This is a genomic window from Enterococcus sp. AZ196 (genome assembly GCF_050498845.1).
Lineage (GTDB): Bacteria > Bacillota > Bacilli > Lactobacillales > Enterococcaceae > Enterococcus_A > Enterococcus_A murrayae.
In genome coordinates this window covers 2,687,735-2,702,859 of sequence record NZ_JBIPAM010000001.1, presented here as the reverse complement: position 1 = coordinate 2,702,859, position 15,125 = coordinate 2,687,735, and the positions used below count along the sequence as shown (strand labels likewise).

Below are 15,125 nucleotides of genomic sequence, written 5' to 3'. Positions count from 1 at the left end.
CCTATTTCTTGATTGGACGGGCCAAACAAATATCGCCACCCTCAATTAGACTCATAAACGACGTGCCGAAGGCATCGATATTCACTCGATCTCCATTGCCACCTTCTTGAATAATCTCCGTCTCTTTACCATGCCACTTTTCCGCTAGTATACCTGTGTGTCCGTTATCACCTGCACCGGCTCCTTGATTGACAATCACTATATCGCCAGCCCTAGCTTCACCTTCAGGAACTGCCTTTAACCATTGCTTTGTATCTCGAGCATCTAGTGTCATAGAGCCAGTAAACCACCCCACATTGCTTGGTGTTTTGTACCCAGCTTTTGTTAAAACCAACCAAACAAAGCTTGAACAATCCGTGAAGCCCTCTTTATCCGGCTTTTCTACAGTCCCAAATTGCGTTCGCTTAGGTTGTGAATAATGAAAGTAGCCCATCAAGCTTTTTGCCGTTTTCACTATGTCGCCACTTTCTCCTGAATCACACTCTAATACTTCACTGTCCCCATCCGATGCATTACCGATTGCTGAAGAACTGCCCGGATCATGTGAGCCAAATCGCGCATACCATTGATCTGCATATTTCAATCGATTTTGAATCGCTGGCACTCCTGCACGTTCAAACTTTGTTTGCCAGTCAAGAGTTGCTTGATGAACATCGGTTTCTTTTAGTACACTAACGGATCCCTTTTCGGAACCTTTCAATTCACTAATCAAGTATTCGATTTGTAGATCCAATGCCGACCATTCTTTACCTTTTTGCTTGGCAAAGTTTATTAATGCTGTCGCACGTCCCGATGTCCATTGTGCCAAACCATGTCCCGACAAAGGATCATCTGAACGCTCGATTGACTTGGGACTCACCTGCGATTCTTGCTGGAAGTTTCCAATCATGCCAGAAAGTCCCTCTACTGTCGCTTCTGGAAATGACTTTTTAACATGGCTATAGACCTGATCCGCATTATCTTCCATCGTTTTACTATCAATTGCTGGAATATTAGGATCATTTCCACACGCACCCGTTGGTGCTGAACCGCCAAATGTGCCAACCAAAGAAAAAAGGAGCCCTAACGATACAATAATCGTTACGACTCCACTCCATTTTAGCCATCGTTTCATTCTTCATCACCGCCAGTCGCTTCTTCAAGTTCTTGAGGTACTTGGTCTGTCGATACAGGATCAAGCTTTGGTTCCGATGAACCGTTCTCGTTTTCACTAGTTAATTGATCATTTCTATTTCCCCTCTGAACAGGCCAATTATTTTCATACTTCCGAGTCAATTCATCTTGATAGGTCATAAAGGATTCGCCTCGTAACTGTGCAAGTTCCGTGTAAAATCGTTGAATATATGCATCATCATTTCTTGGAGAAACGGTGATCTTTTTCTCATTCTTCTCTTCCTCTAAAGCATATCGTATTTCTTCTGTATCCTGTCTCTCATGTGCATAGTCGCGGGTATGAAAATCAGAAGCAACCACTTCTCGTTCCAGAGCATTGAATTGCCCTTCTTGGAAAGCATCCATGTAAGGAGCTGCTTTTCCTTTCATATAATCTACTGGATTTCCGATCAACTGCCCTGTTTCAGTGATGGCGTTTTCCGCAAGGCTATCGTCATAATAGTGATGAAAAGCATCCGAGGCTTTGTCTTTGGCACTCTTAACTAGTCCTCGTTCATTCATATATCCAGCTTTTTTTAACAAGTTTTCTCCAAAATTTGGCGTCTCTGATCCCTCTAGGGCGGAAGTTAGTTGAACATTCTCCCCATAGAGATCATTCGTCGGTGATACCGTTTTAAAGGCAGAATCAAATTCCCCGTCAGGGGAAAATTCAGCTGTTGATAGTGATGGTATTGACGAGTTAAAATTAGGCAAAAAATTCTGCCAAGCCGTTTCTTGAATCCCTCGTTTAAGTCCATTGTCCAGTTCGCCATGCATCAGTAATCGACGAAAAGAGGCAAAGTTTTTCACTACTAATAGCGTTAAAATGACCTTTACGATCAAACTAGCCATAACCTCAATCACACTTGATAACGCAAATGCGGAATCAATCCATCCTAAGATCATAAAGGTAAAACCAAACCCAACGCCTAGAGCGATCTTCACACCAAAAGCACCGAACAACAACTTCATTCCATTGGCTAAAACATGCTCGTTGTCCGGCAACAGGGCTAGCACTAACCAAATCGGCGCAATCAGAACCATGGCTAAAATAAAGATCTGAGTCAAAAAATTCAAAACAGAGATTAGTAAAACGATACCCGCAACGATCAAATAATCAATCCCCGTATTGAGTAAAACTGCATATTTATCCCCTAGCTTCTTTCCAGTTAGATACGCATTCTTCTTTGCTTCTGCATTTACTTTATTCTTTATCTCGTCGTCCCTCTTATCGTTAAACTTCCCCTTACCAGCAGAATAGTCCTTGTACTGACTCGCAGAAATACTCGTCTTACCAAAATTCATTAAGGCAAATGGCTCCATCACAAATTTGTAGTACATCATATTTTCTACCTTCTTAGTTGGCTCTGAAGGCTGCTTTAATCCCAGATCCTTAGCAATCTTTTCTCCACCACTGCTATAATTGGGAGACATTTTTGTCACTAAGGTATTTTGAGCATTACTAGAAATAGTATTGACTTCTTTCAAAATTTGACTGCCTTGTGAGAAGAAGCCAATGGCTAGGATTGCTAAGACCGAAAACGTCAATAAGCGTAAATACATTTTATGCAGCCCAACCTTCATAAAATCTCGAATGCCATAAACAAAAAGGAGTGTCAGAAAGACAACTCCAAAGGTACTAAATACGGTATCCCATACATTTTTTCCAGACGAGAAAGCCGAATCAATATATTTATTTAAAACATCAACAGAATACACCTTATCAATCAAAGTATTTCCTGCTTGAACGATTAATTTTCCAATGCCAAACAATAAGTTTAACAAGCCATTCAATCCACCAACGGCTTTTTCATCAAATCCCGACCAAAAACCTGCCTTTTTAAGTAACGAGAGCAACGAATCTAACTCAAAATAATTATCAAACATTTTCTCTCCTCCCGCTATGCGGCTCTGTAGCTTTCTTCTGCAGAAGCACTCTTATTTCGTGCAACCGTCCGTAAACTTTCAGTAACTTCCTCAAATGGGCAGTAGACCAGCATTCGATTCCAGCGGCCATAAATATCTAAGTACACGCAATGGTATTGCGGCATTTTTTCTAGAAACTCAAGATTTTTCTCGTTTACTTCCAACCCGAGATGCCGCAGGATCTCTTCTCGTTCATCCGGATTATCGAACGCAAAGATCCGGCCAAAGTTTCCGGAGTCATCATCTGTTTGTGTGTCTTTGATGGATTGTGTAATCAATACTAACGTATTGGAATAGGTTCGCCCAACGCGTCGCATGGCTTTAATGATCTTTCTTCCACCATCTGAACTCGAAAAAAGCCATGCTTCATCAAAAAGAACGTACGTTGTTTCATTCCGATCTTTCAGGCCAAATTGTTCACAGAATCGCCCGAGGCACATCATTAAAGCCACGGACTTTTTCTGGCTAGAGGTATAATTCCGGATACTTTCTGTAGATTTCGGCACATCCAATCCAGCAACTTCTAAAATCGTCACTTTTGAAGTCACATCCAACCCTTTGATCTCGCCTCGCGAAAACGCCAATTCTAAAATCGAACCCTCGATTCGCTCAAACAAAGCACGTCCCGTCTTTTTCGTTTCTTCATTGTTGCTGTCGAGCATATAATCCACAATAGTCAATATGCCGACACACTGTCCTTCTCCTTTTAAAGAACGAACATGCTTAATTCCTTTGATCATATCGGTTTGAGCGTCTTCACGCTCGGAAAAGTCATAAATCTGTTCAAAAATTGTTTCAACCGTATCTTGTAAAGACACGCCTTCTAAATAATTGAAGGGATCCAACACTCCATGGTTTTCCGGGTTGTTTGCATCCAATGTCACAAAGTTAAAAGAACGAATGTAGTCTACAAATAACGGATAATTCTCTTGATAATATGGATTGTTGGCGACTTTCAATAGCCATTCCTTGTACTCAGATTTGGGATCAATATAGAGTCCACGACCATTCAATAAGCTGCAATAAAAGAAAATTAATTTTGCTAAAAAGGATTTCCCACCGCCGGTGGGACCTGTGATCGCAATATGTGGTGAACTTGATGCTTTACCCGCCACATCTGACTGATTGGCTAAATTGGGATTCAATAAAACTACTTTTCGACACGCTCGAGCAATCGCGTCCGGTTTCAAACCAGATACGTTACTTAATTCAGAGACACGCCCTATCGCAAAGCCAACATTGTCGCCGATTCGATTGCTGGTTCCTAACATCAACTCGGAAATTCCCTCAGCGGTTGTATAATGTGCCCAACTCTTGATTAGATCACTCTTTTGTCCTGCCAAGAAGTAATGAAATAGTTTTGCTTGATCTGCAATTCCGCTAACCACTTCTACTCGTAAAGACTCGCAGCGATCGATCACTTCATTTTTTCGTTTTCGACATTCTTTCGCTGTTTTCCCAAACACCACAAATGCTCCTTGCCACTTGATCACCGGCACACGTTCTTCGATTTTTTCATCCAGGTCTAGCAGAATATACCGATTTAATTTGCCGTTTTTCGTTTCAGAATCGCCCGTTTTCAGAGACTCAATCGCAAAATTTTTCAATCGTTTGTTCGCTCGATTGCTTTTCCCTTGCAGACCATTCGTTCCTTTTAACGACTCAAACCGACCCTTAAATGCAAACTCCACAGGAAATGGCAACTCTTGGACACGATCCACTACATGATTAAACCGTAGGTTTTTAGCAAACTTAAAAATTGGTAAAATTGCCACATAACTTTTACCTTCAGGCGCAGACAGTTCGATTAGGCCTTGGTCATCATAGGTATCGATAATACTATCCGTAAGTGAATAAGAACCTGTAAAGCTTTGCGACATGTTCGATAAAGCACTTTCTAACCCTCTAGCAAACGGATAATGTACATGGTGCATCAATTCTTGTTCGGATAAGCGGTGTCCTTGAACGGCCCCAAAGCGTTGAAACAACATTTCCTCTAAGCTGCCATATCGTTCAAAGAACGTTTCATCAATCATCATTTCATAGCCTGCGACAGACAACGTTCGACTAACGAATTGATCTGCCATTTCGCCCATTTTCCCTTTTAGCGTTTCTGAGGCAAAAACTTCACTCAATTTCACCCCAATAATCCAACGCTCAGAAGTAATAAAGCCTAACTCCCGATCCAAAATTTGAACCGTTCGTTCCGTGATGTTTTCTGCTAATTCTTTGTATTCATTCGCAAAATCCCCAGAAAGCTCTTTGACCCGCCCATCAATATCTAAAGTTATCGGTTGTAGACTCATATCAATGTCGCGGTACCGGCGTAGTCCTTGCAAGAATTGGCTCATGACCTCTTTATGTTTTTCTTGCTTCTCTCTATTCTGATTGGTAATGCTGACGGCTGGTACTTCATAATAGGCCCAGACGTCATTACTCTTTGTTAATAAAAAATTCTCATACACTTTAGCAACTGGTACGGTCAATCTCATGGGATCCCCCCTTTCGTTTCACTTGGATATCCGATACTTTCTTTCGGTCATAAGAGATTCGATGTTTGACAATAGTTAACTTTCTTCCTTGATGAATCCCTTTTTTAGGAAAGACAAATGTCCATAAGTAGGAAAGATAATCAATGATGAATCGGTGGACTTTTTTCCCATCCGGTTCAATTCGATTGAATACTTCCACTAACCCAAACGGGATCAAGACAGACAATCCTAATGTCCAATGGTTGAAACCTATCGTTGAAAATAAAGCGAATGCCGTCATCACAAAACTAATCCCTGCCACAAAAATGGTTTGTCCAGAAATCGCATTTCGCAACCGTAATTTTTTTGTCAGTTCTTTTACCATATACGGAGACTGAAACGGCTCTCGATAGTCAAATACGAGCTTTACTTTTGAAGTTTCTCCTTTCTTTTTCTCCATTTGAACCTCCTCTAAAACCCAAATTTTGTCGCAAAAAAGCCCAATTTATCTAAAAAGGCCGACGGGTCTTTAATAAAGAAATAAATGATGCCTCCTGCCACAAATAAAATGACTGCTTTTGCGATATCTTGGTTCATAAAAAAGCGAATGATCCCAACCACACAAGCAATTGCGAAAAGCGGGGATACCCAGTCAGATAATATATAGCTTGAAAAACTCTTGGCAGAAGGGCCACCATCCGCAAATGCTGGCATACTTATAATTAAACTTAGTGAGCTAATAACTGCCGTCCAGAGCACTTTACTACGAACTATCAATGGACTATTTAACAGATGCTTCATTCTTTTTTTCATTTAGTGACTCCCCCTAATTCATGTGAAAATTGCTTAATATAGAAGACCTCACCTTTTTTGGTGATATCAAACATAAACGATTCTCTATGAGTATTTTTCGATCCTTTTTCCTTCAACGTCACTGTGTCAGTCACTTTGTATCCCCCTTTGTCTTTATAAACGGATGGTTCCGAATCAGAGATTTCATAGCCCTTTGGGGCTACCTCCGGACTCTTCATTAGATACGTCACCTGCTTCTTGTCTCCTGACGTATAGTAAAGATAGAATTCCTTCAGAAATGCCGTGACTCCTCCTGCTTCTTCTTCTGAAAGCTTCTTATACTGACTGAAATCCACTTTTCTCTCAGTTACTTTTTTTGCAACCAATTCAGGAACAGACGTGTAGTAAGGCAATCCTATTATTTTGAATCGTTGATCCTTTTGGATCAAAGGAATATTCAATAACACTGTTTGATCTGCTTCTTCTTGATCCGTGTAACGTTGTTTTTCTGAAATTGTCTTTTTTCCCTCTTTTCTTTGAACCATTTTTTCCTTTTCAACAGGATAAGAAACAGTATAATGAACCATATATTGCGCAATCATTGCTCCAGATTCTTTTTTGAAATGGTATAAGGTTTGATTTTTCAATGTTTGTACGCTGTTTCCTTCTTCTTCTGTTGAAATTGTTGACGCATAGTATTCTTCTAGCTGCTCATTTCGCTTGGATTGCTCTTCACTACTATTGGATTTATTCATATATAGTGGAATAAAAGATGCGAGAAACCGTTGGGCTAGAAGACGATCAAATTCCTGTTGGCTTTCTCCACGCAACGTCTTTTGAATCACCTTAATAGCTGCTCTATTACTCGTCGCATTCACGTTTGCACGCTTTCCCATTAAAAATCCTAACGGAGCAGAGATGAGCAAAAAAGTAGCTAGAATCATAAAAATAATCCTAGCGGTCTTTGGTTTTAGTTCTTTTTTCTCCTGGAGGGCTTCGGACTTTGGTACCTTCCTTCTTTTAATGAACTGCATAAGAACGTCCTTTCCATTTTGACTTGTTTCTTGTTAAACTATAGATATACAGCACCCACTAATTTGTTGTAGCAATATGCGGAAACATATTGACAAAGGTTTTCCATCAATGATAGCTGTTAGCTTATAGTAGTGGCTATAAGCTGACTTCTCCTAACATCCTACCGTTACAATTGGTTGGTCCTCATAGGAATAGGTTCCGATCCATTCATAAACCGATTCTCATTTCTTTTCTAAAAACCTGAATCGGCTAACGACATGCAATAACTCTTTATACCCAACTTGTTCACAATATAGTTTAATATCCTGTGGAATTTCAGAGCCAATGTATCTCGCCTTGTAAAAGTCATAACGATAACCCAGTGATAATCCCAGATCCGTATGGGCGATACTTCCTTCAATAATGAGGCTGGTCACGATGGACAACTGTCGTTCATAGACCACGGACACGTACGGAGTAAACGGAAGATCATATCTCTTTAATAACCGACAAACCCGCAAATACTCTTGCATTTGCTGTAATGTTGGATTACTGGTAAAAACTGAAAAACCGTATTTTTTATGCAAAATACGGCTTAATGGCAAACTATATTCTATTTTCATTTCTCTTCCTCAAAGAATTCTGTCAGAAACTATCTGATAAGAACGAATCAGCGGGTCTTCTACAAAGTGATTTTTCAACTGCTGATAACCGAGCCGTTGCATTGTTTCATTTACTGAAATACGATCGTTCTCATATCCTCTCAAATATTGATCATGCTCTTCAAAATATTTTTGTGCTTGATCTCGTTCATATTTTTCAATAAATTGTACATCCTGATTTGAGAAGACTTGTCCAGATAGCAATTTTTCAGACTTTAACAATTCAATGTAATAGTAAACAAAATTATCCACAGTTAATTTTTCATCACGACAATCAAATAAATCTAAACGGTAAACGCCGAAATCTGTCACTTGTTGCTGTAAATAGGAATAATCAGGGGCCCGATAATTGGATGAATAGTATTCATACCATGATGTTTCAGCTTTACGTAATTCAGCCTGCAATAAAACCTTTGTTCGCTCAGAATCTACGGATGCAAAACTTTTCTCTTCCAAGATATATCGAACCATTTCCTCATATTTATAAAGGTATTCTGCTAACTGGATCTCTGAACCAGTTTCTACGTATGTCATTGACCTCACCTCTAATCAACAATTGCAGCACGCACCATAAAACGGTACTTCGTACCGTCCACTGCCTGATCACAAGTAACCAGTGTTAAAAGTCCCTCCCCTTGTGAATCAAAGGTAACATAGCTGTCACTCTTAGTGATTCTCTTTGTTTCAATTACATGGTAAATGGCTCGATTATTTCTATACATGATCTTAATTGAATCACCATAATTAACACGTTTGATTCCACCAAATAAGAGTCCAGCATCCGTCATATAATGTCCAGCTAATGAAAAATTTCCTTTCTTTAGTTCTTGTCCAGCTTTCATCGTTCCAGCACCAACACTTAAATTGGCTTGACTCACTCCCTCTAAAATGGGTAAGTTCATTCCAATACTTGGGATTTCAAGTAATCCTGTACCAAATGAACGGGTCACTTTCTTCGCATCAACTTGATTCATTTGTGATAATGTTAATCTTTTAACCTCTTTTCCAGAGTAATCAACCTTCTTTTGATTCCTATGAAGAGCAGAAGACTTACCCGAAACAGCTGAATTTACTACCGAAAGTGCTTGATGGTCATTCTTTCTTTTCATTACCTTTAAAGCGATCTGTTGCTTCTCTTTGGTGACATTATTGAATCGCTGCTGTTGGTACATGTAGTAAGTGAAAATACTTAATCCAGTAAAAAAAATAGACAGAAAGAATGCTAGTTGTCCTTTACGATATTTGGTCCAAACTCTCATTATACTCACCTCTGAAAAATCATAAAATGGACTTTGCCTACAGTTTGAGAGCACCCTAGCGGATGCCCCCATTCTTTGCTTTACGCCTGCTTATATTTACGAATGAAGTAGACAGCTACACCGATCGCAGTCGCAATACCTGCAACAACTAATCCCAAGAACCCTTTATTTTGGTAATTCGTTGAACCTGTTTGAGGTAGTTCCTCATGTTTATGATTGTTAATCGCCATATATTCAAATACCTGCCCATCATTTTTCAGTGTGATATTCTTCTTTTCAAATGAGCCATCATAGCCATCTGGTACTTTTGTTTCTTTCACACTGTACGTATCATTTGATTGAATAATGAAAGTGACAATGCCCTCTCGATTCGTTTTCTTTAGTGCAACTGTTTTTCCTGCCTTATTTGTCTCAGTAAATTCTGCGCCAGCCACAGGGTTACCAGATTCATCTTTTTTATGAATAATGATTTTTCCCTTATCTTGGATATTCTTGGCTGAATACTCGAAAGTCTGACCATCATTGGCTAACGTAATATTTTTTTGATCGAACATTCCATGATAACCGAATGGATTTTTTGTTTCCTTCACTTCATACGTATTGTTTGATTGAATATCGAAAGCGACATTCCCCTCTATATCTGTTTTTTTCACAGAAACCACTTTTCCATCTTTTCCATATTGAGTAAATTCAGCGTTGGCTAGTCCCTTTCCAGCTTCATCTATCTTATGAACGATAATCCTTCCTTTATCTTGAACATTTTTCGCTGTATACTCAAAGATCTGTCCATCATTAGCCAGAGTAATATCTTTTTTGTCGAATGTTCCGTGATAACCTAACGGATTTTTGGTTTCTTTCACTTCATACGTGTTGTTCGATAGTAGGTCAAACGATACCTTTCCATCGTTATCTGTCTTCTTAACGGCAATAGTTTTGCCATCTTTTCCATATTGAGTAAACTCTGCACCAGCTAAGTCTTTCCCGTCCTCATCTTTCTTATTGATAAAAATGATTCCCTTATTTTGAGAATTTTTGGTCGTATAGTCAAAGGTCTGTCCGTCTTCCTTAAGCGTAATATTTTTTTGTATAAAGGATCCGTGGAACCCCTCTGGGGTTCTTGTTTCTTCCAATTGATAAACATTTCCCGATTGGATAGAGAAACTAGCTAATCCTTTATCATCAGTTACTTTCTTTGTCTGATTTCCCTTCTGATCTGTTAATGTAAACTCTGCGCCTTTTAATATTTTTCCGTTATCGTCTACTTTCTTTACATTCACTGTTCCGGATAGTTGAATTAAGAATTTTGTTAAAAAGTTCGCCGTATGTTTTATTCTAGAAATCATGACTGTTTGAGAGCCTTCTTTTGTCCACGCAATCGGAGTTCCCTCTGCAAAACTACTTTTCGCTGCATAAGTTCCATTAACCTTTGTTTTATCCTTAGGTGTTACTGAAGCAGATAAGCCATCAGTTGCTACACTAAATGCGACATTCGCATCATTGTTTGTAACTGTGTCATATAAATGAAGATCCACACCACCAGAATCAAGCTTAGTTGTCTTTCCATAATTTAGCAGAGTGGTTTTACCATCAAAACTTGGTTTCTTCAAATAGTCATCTATTGCTTTTGATAGTTTTGCCTTTAATGTGGAGAAGTCAGGAATACCACTGATACTCGTTACCTTTATTCCATATTCCGGCAGGCTTTCCCACACCAACGCTCGAGCGACCATTTCTTCGTGTTGTGTCTTATTTGGAAAGACTCTCGTCCACAAGCTTGAGGCCAATTGTGCTCGTTCTGATACCTGATCAGTAGGAATTGACTCATAATCCTCTGTCGTAGGTCCTCCAGATAGAGGTACGCCTGGTTGGATACAAAAAACCATTTCTCGATCCCCATTTTCTTTCAAGACCGCCATACTTGCAGTTCGATCGGACCAAGCTTCTCCATGTCTGGTTCCAGACAATGTATAAATGTGATCTAAATCGTAATAGACGGTTCCACTTTCATAAGGAGTCATTCCCATCTTCACAGGTTGAGAGCGTTCCGTAGCCTGGACGTTTACAAATCCCAAGCCCAAAACACTTATTAAACAGGTCAATGACGACAGTATCTTTTTTAAGTGAACTTTCTTTTTACTCACGTTTTTCCCTTCTTTTCTACTATTTTTACGTTCTTAATTTATCTTTGATGATCTTCGTTGCATCAGATAATAAAATAGACGCCTACATTTCATTCGCCTTAGAGCCCTTATAGCAGGTAGTTATTCTTTTGGTTCCACAATCATATCTTTGAGTTTCATTGTCTGCACCTCAATGATGTGTAGCTGCTTTTCACTGAACTCAATTTCATCTAACATCTCTTGATACTCTTGTGTCCCTTTTAACTCATCCACTTCCTGTATCATTTTTGCAGTAGCTGCCGCTGTTCGTTTGAACCAGTTCTTAGAACGTTCATACAATTGATCATTCGGTTCTACCGCTAAGCGCATTCTTTCCGCATCCCCTAAAAAGAAATCCCATTTCTTATTTATTTTCCAGTGCTTTCGTAAAACCCCGAATTTACTATCAGTAAACAGCATGTAATCTCTCATAATCCCTAGAATGATCGAAGGCAGATCCCCTGTTCGAAGAAATTGATCAATAACTAACATCGCTCGTTTATTCTTGAATCTCAGTTCATAGCGATTCTTTATCGGAACTTCGTTTACTGGAATATTTAATTTTCGTGCTTGTTCGTAATCTTTTTGATAGAAGGTAATATAAAATTCACTTCTTTTTGACCCAAAATAGATACTCGTTCCTTCTTGACGCTTTTCTGCAATACTTCCTGATCCATTGAATTCAAATTTTCTAAATCGTGAGATTAATTCCTGCCTCAATACTTTATTTAACAGAGTAGGAATACTTAAGTATTCTTTATAGTCATTTATAGCTAAATCTAATCTCGTCACTCTGCATCGATAATCGAGACAAGCATAGAAAAAATCAAACCAAGTTCGTCCTTGTGCTTCAAGAAAGGCTTCAAACTGTCGACACCCCTGACCAGATAATTGAACGAGCACACCACGCTCATCATTATTTTTTGAATAGAGCACCTGAATATAGTCAAGACGGTAGCCTCCAACGTATCCGTACATGTGTGACTCTATTTCTTCAAAAAACTCTTGGCGGATTCCCAACACCTCCGTAAAAATTTTATCTGCCTTTTTTAATGGAAAACTCACCCTCAAATAGTCAATGATTGCTTCTAGGGGACTTTGTCTTTCCCTTTCCGCAATATAATCTAGAATTTTTTGTAACGTCTCTTCCGAGACCTTATTCCTTCCATTTTCCAGATCACAAATAATTTGACGGCTCACATTTACTTTTTCTGAAAATTCTTTTTGCGTCATACGAAATCGTTTTCTTGATGCGCGAATACTCGTTCCAAGCACCATTCTCTCACGTTTGCTTATCTGCTTTCCTCCTTTCCATCAATTATTCATTTGTTCTATATTTAGTTGACAAAATGGCCCTTTTTCAATTTGAACGTGCGCCTAAGAAAAAAGGCTTTAACTCAAGCTTTATTCTTTCTTTTTTCTTCGATTTCTGTCTTCACTACCCCCCTGTTAGAATACGGGGGGTAAGGCTTGACAGGCTTTGCCTGCCAAGCCAGGTTTTCCCGTTTACGAATGCTTGAAAGTGCCTCAAAACCTTCGTCTTTCACGAATTTGTATGGATTCTGCCTGCAATGTCCCAAAGGAGACCTTTGGGACATTGCTGCATTCACCGCTGGGTGCTTTGGCACCCAGCTCTCACAAGGAGACCTTGTTCGTTCTGCACAGAATGCAACAACTTCGGAAATCCTTTCAACCCAGCATTCGCTAGGGAACCCCCTCCCATACCTTTACTCTCTAATCTAACGCGTGCCTTAGACACCACCGTTTGTATCTAATTCTTGTTCAATCGTGTCCTTTTCCTGTTTATCCAATGGTACCCGTCCATAATCTTCTTCGATCATATGGGGAATTTTTAGCAATGCTGCTTTAAAGTCATAGTCTTTCGGTACTAATGGTGCATAAAATTCTCTTGGATCTTCAGATAAACTAATATATCCTCTTCCACGAATGTTATTATTAAAGAAGTTTTTCTTCTCTCCAGCTTTCCCAAATATCTGAAGATAGCCTGTTGCCTCAAGCTTTCCAAGTGAGAGACGAACACTAAACTGATCCCGTAGTTTTCCATCGATGTCTTCGACATCTGGCCGCTGTGTAGCCAATATGACAAATACTCCCGCCTGTCGCCCTTTAAGAATAATTTGTGTCAATGGTCTCATAATTTCTGAGCGTCCCCTGAAGTCCCCATTTACCTCAGCCATCAGCGCACTCCACTCGTCAGCAACTATAAAGTACGGTTCCATATCATAGTAGGTGTAATCTTCTCCCCATTTATACTGTGCGTGCGTCTTCATATAGACGAAGCGTTCCAACATTTCCTTCTCAGCATCTTTTAGACACCGCGTAATCCGTTCCAGCCCAGTAAAAGCATGATTCTTAAAAACAGGTAATTCTCCGATAGAGGCTAAATCCGCATTCTTTGGATCACAAATGTACACTGTTCCTATCTTGGCTAGATTCTGAATAAGGATGAAAAGAAAAAAACTCTTTCCTCCGCCTGTTCCACCACCTATCAACATATGTGGGTATTTCGCATACTCCCATACGAAATCCCTCATCAATTGAATCGATGTTTTAGTAACCATTACCTCTTCCACAGATAATCTGTTCGTTCCTAAGCCAATTAATAATTTGTATTTTGTATAACCTAATTCACTAGTTGTTTCAATGAGATCTGCAAAAAACATTTGTTCAAGAATAGGCCCCAGTTTCAGCATTTGTTCATGATACTTTTTTCCATCTGTTGGAACAGTTATTTCGGTTATGTGGTTTCCATTCCAATAATATACATTGGGGAAACGAATCCTTTCTCTTACTTTTCCATCCGTTCCTTTATGTGTTTTGCGATCTACCCAATTACGACTGATCACCATTCTAGCCAGCATCTGTCGATGCAATACTCGGGCGAAGAACACTCCTTTTGTTTTAGAATCTCTTCTTACGAGTGCCAACACAGCAAAAAGCATACTAATTATCAATAAAATTTCCACGCTAGGTAAAAGTATTTCACCATAGTCAACGTTCTTTCCTTGGCTCTTTACAAAAATTCGTTCCAGTTTTGGGTAATAAAAAAAGCCTATCCCAACTAGAAAGGGTAGTGCCATCAAAAGAAGATATAGATTATAGATATTTTTATGGAAATTTCTGATTCTTATTCCGCGGTAATGGATCCATTTATTCATTGCATTTCACCCGACTATTATAAACATGCCATCATCAACATACAAAATATTCCCATTGATCCGCCAATCACGCCCGAGTGATTCATAATCAATATAGAACTCTAATTCACTGGGAACATTGAAATACCCTTCATCGATAATATACTGACCATAAAGTTTATCATTCGTTACTCCTTCGACAAAGATGATATTCTCCCAATCATTAAGCAATTCTTCAAAACTCCCATAGTATTCCTCAATCAATTGCTTTACGTAGGCTTCAATATATGTTGGAAGTTCATCCAGCTCTTCTGTCATTTGATTCAATTTGTCGATAGAGTCAAATTCCCCTATGGGGAATGGGGCCTCATAGTCAGTGATGATGTATTCCTCATACTGTTCATTCAGTCCAATTTTCTCAGCTATTGTTTGGAAAGATACTGGAAGATCGAACCACATTCCTTTTATCAATCCAGAATTCCTCATTCCTAGATTTTCAACAAAAATTCGAACCATTTTGTCCCACCTCAAA

General features: G+C 39.2%; 13 protein-coding genes. All 13 read right to left on the bottom strand.

Going from position 1 to position 15,125, the window contains the following annotated elements:
- Position 1 precedes the first annotated feature (1 nt).
- Positions 2-1,114, bottom strand: coding sequence for a phage tail tip lysozyme (locus IGI67_RS13015; RefSeq protein ID WP_429957981.1), 1,113 nt, complete (start codon positions 1,112-1,114; stop codon positions 2-4).
- On the bottom strand, positions 1,111-3,039 hold the full coding sequence (locus IGI67_RS13010; protein WP_429957980.1) for a CD3337/EF1877 family mobilome membrane protein: 1,929 nt from the start codon (positions 3,037-3,039) through the stop codon (positions 1,111-1,113). Before IGI67_RS13010 ends, IGI67_RS13015 begins: the two co-directional genes overlap by 4 nt.
- A 14-nt stretch (positions 3,040-3,053) precedes the next feature.
- The gene (locus tag IGI67_RS13005; RefSeq protein ID WP_429957979.1) at positions 3,054-5,570 is read right to left on the bottom strand and encodes an ATP-binding protein; all 2,517 of its coding nucleotides are present in this window, start codon (positions 5,568-5,570) and stop codon (positions 3,054-3,056) included.
- The gene (locus tag IGI67_RS13000) at positions 5,545-6,009 is read right to left on the bottom strand and encodes a TcpE family conjugal transfer membrane protein (RefSeq protein ID WP_429957978.1); all 465 of its coding nucleotides are present in this window, start codon (positions 6,007-6,009) and stop codon (positions 5,545-5,547) included. Before IGI67_RS13000 ends, IGI67_RS13005 begins: the two co-directional genes overlap by 26 nt.
- 11 nt (positions 6,010-6,020) lie before the next feature.
- Entirely contained in the window at positions 6,021-6,362 is a 342-nt protein-coding gene (locus IGI67_RS12995; protein WP_429957977.1) for a TcpD family membrane protein, read from the bottom strand.
- Complete coding sequence (locus IGI67_RS12990) at positions 6,359-7,237, bottom strand: conjugal transfer protein (RefSeq protein ID WP_429957976.1); 879 nt, start codon at positions 7,235-7,237, stop codon at positions 6,359-6,361. The genes IGI67_RS12995 and IGI67_RS12990 overlap by 4 nt, the downstream gene beginning before the upstream one ends.
- 360 nt (positions 7,238-7,597) lie before the next feature.
- Positions 7,598-7,978 carry a hypothetical protein gene (locus tag IGI67_RS12985; protein ID WP_429957975.1) on the bottom strand — a complete coding sequence of 127 codons (381 nt, stop codon included), beginning with the start codon at positions 7,976-7,978 and terminating at the stop codon, positions 7,598-7,600.
- A gap of 9 nt (positions 7,979-7,987) precedes the next feature.
- A complete protein-coding gene (locus IGI67_RS12980; RefSeq protein ID WP_429957974.1) occupies positions 7,988-8,551 on the bottom strand; it encodes a hypothetical protein in 564 nt (187 codons plus the stop codon).
- Between the two features lie 11 nt (positions 8,552-8,562).
- Complete coding sequence (locus IGI67_RS12975) at positions 8,563-9,276, bottom strand: class A sortase (protein WP_429957973.1); 714 nt, start codon at positions 9,274-9,276, stop codon at positions 8,563-8,565.
- Positions 9,277-9,356: 80 nt separating this feature from the next.
- Positions 9,357-11,417 carry an MSCRAMM family protein gene (locus IGI67_RS12970; protein ID WP_429957972.1) on the bottom strand — a complete coding sequence of 687 codons (2,061 nt, stop codon included), beginning with the start codon at positions 11,415-11,417 and terminating at the stop codon, positions 9,357-9,359.
- 120 nt (positions 11,418-11,537) lie between these two features.
- Positions 11,538-12,713, bottom strand: a complete 1,176-nt coding sequence (locus tag IGI67_RS12965) for a replication initiation factor domain-containing protein (RefSeq protein ID WP_429957971.1) — start codon at positions 12,711-12,713, stop codon at positions 11,538-11,540.
- 473 nt (positions 12,714-13,186) lie between these two features.
- Complete coding sequence (locus tag IGI67_RS12960; RefSeq protein ID WP_429957970.1) at positions 13,187-14,614, bottom strand: FtsK/SpoIIIE domain-containing protein; 1,428 nt, start codon at positions 14,612-14,614, stop codon at positions 13,187-13,189.
- A gap of 6 nt (positions 14,615-14,620) precedes the next feature.
- Entirely contained in the window at positions 14,621-15,109 is a 489-nt protein-coding gene (locus IGI67_RS12955; RefSeq protein WP_429957969.1) for an antirestriction protein ArdA, read from the bottom strand.
- Positions 15,110-15,125: the final 16 nt, after the last annotated feature.

What these genes read in the sequence shown, in the direction of transcription:
- IGI67_RS12990 (WP_429957976.1), bottom strand. Translation starts at nt 7,237, where the DNA reads ATGGGAAAGCGTGCAAACGTGAATGCGACGAGTAATAGAGCAGCTATT.
- IGI67_RS12975 (WP_429957973.1), bottom strand. Translation starts at nt 9,276, where the DNA reads ATGAGAGTTTGGACCAAATATCGTAAAGGACAACTAGCATTCTTTCTG.
- IGI67_RS13000 (WP_429957978.1), bottom strand. Translation starts at nt 6,009, where the DNA reads ATGGAGAAAAAGAAAGGAGAAACTTCAAAAGTAAAGCTCGTATTTGAC.
- IGI67_RS12980 (WP_429957974.1), bottom strand. Translation starts at nt 8,551, where the DNA reads ATGACATACGTAGAAACTGGTTCAGAGATCCAGTTAGCAGAATACCTT.
- IGI67_RS12960 (WP_429957970.1), bottom strand. Translation starts at nt 14,614, where the DNA reads ATGAATAAATGGATCCATTACCGCGGAATAAGAATCAGAAATTTCCAT.
- IGI67_RS12985 (WP_429957975.1), bottom strand. Translation starts at nt 7,978, where the DNA reads ATGAAAATAGAATATAGTTTGCCATTAAGCCGTATTTTGCATAAAAAA.
- IGI67_RS13015 (WP_429957981.1), bottom strand. Translation starts at nt 1,114, where the DNA reads ATGAAACGATGGCTAAAATGGAGTGGAGTCGTAACGATTATTGTATCG.
- IGI67_RS12965 (WP_429957971.1), bottom strand. Translation starts at nt 12,713, where the DNA reads ATGGTGCTTGGAACGAGTATTCGCGCATCAAGAAAACGATTTCGTATG.
- IGI67_RS13005 (WP_429957979.1), bottom strand. Translation starts at nt 5,570, where the DNA reads ATGAGATTGACCGTACCAGTTGCTAAAGTGTATGAGAATTTTTTATTA.
- IGI67_RS12955 (WP_429957969.1), bottom strand. Translation starts at nt 15,109, where the DNA reads ATGGTTCGAATTTTTGTTGAAAATCTAGGAATGAGGAATTCTGGATTG.
- IGI67_RS13010 (WP_429957980.1), bottom strand. Translation starts at nt 3,039, where the DNA reads ATGTTTGATAATTATTTTGAGTTAGATTCGTTGCTCTCGTTACTTAAA.
- IGI67_RS12995 (WP_429957977.1), bottom strand. Translation starts at nt 6,362, where the DNA reads ATGAAAAAAAGAATGAAGCATCTGTTAAATAGTCCATTGATAGTTCGT.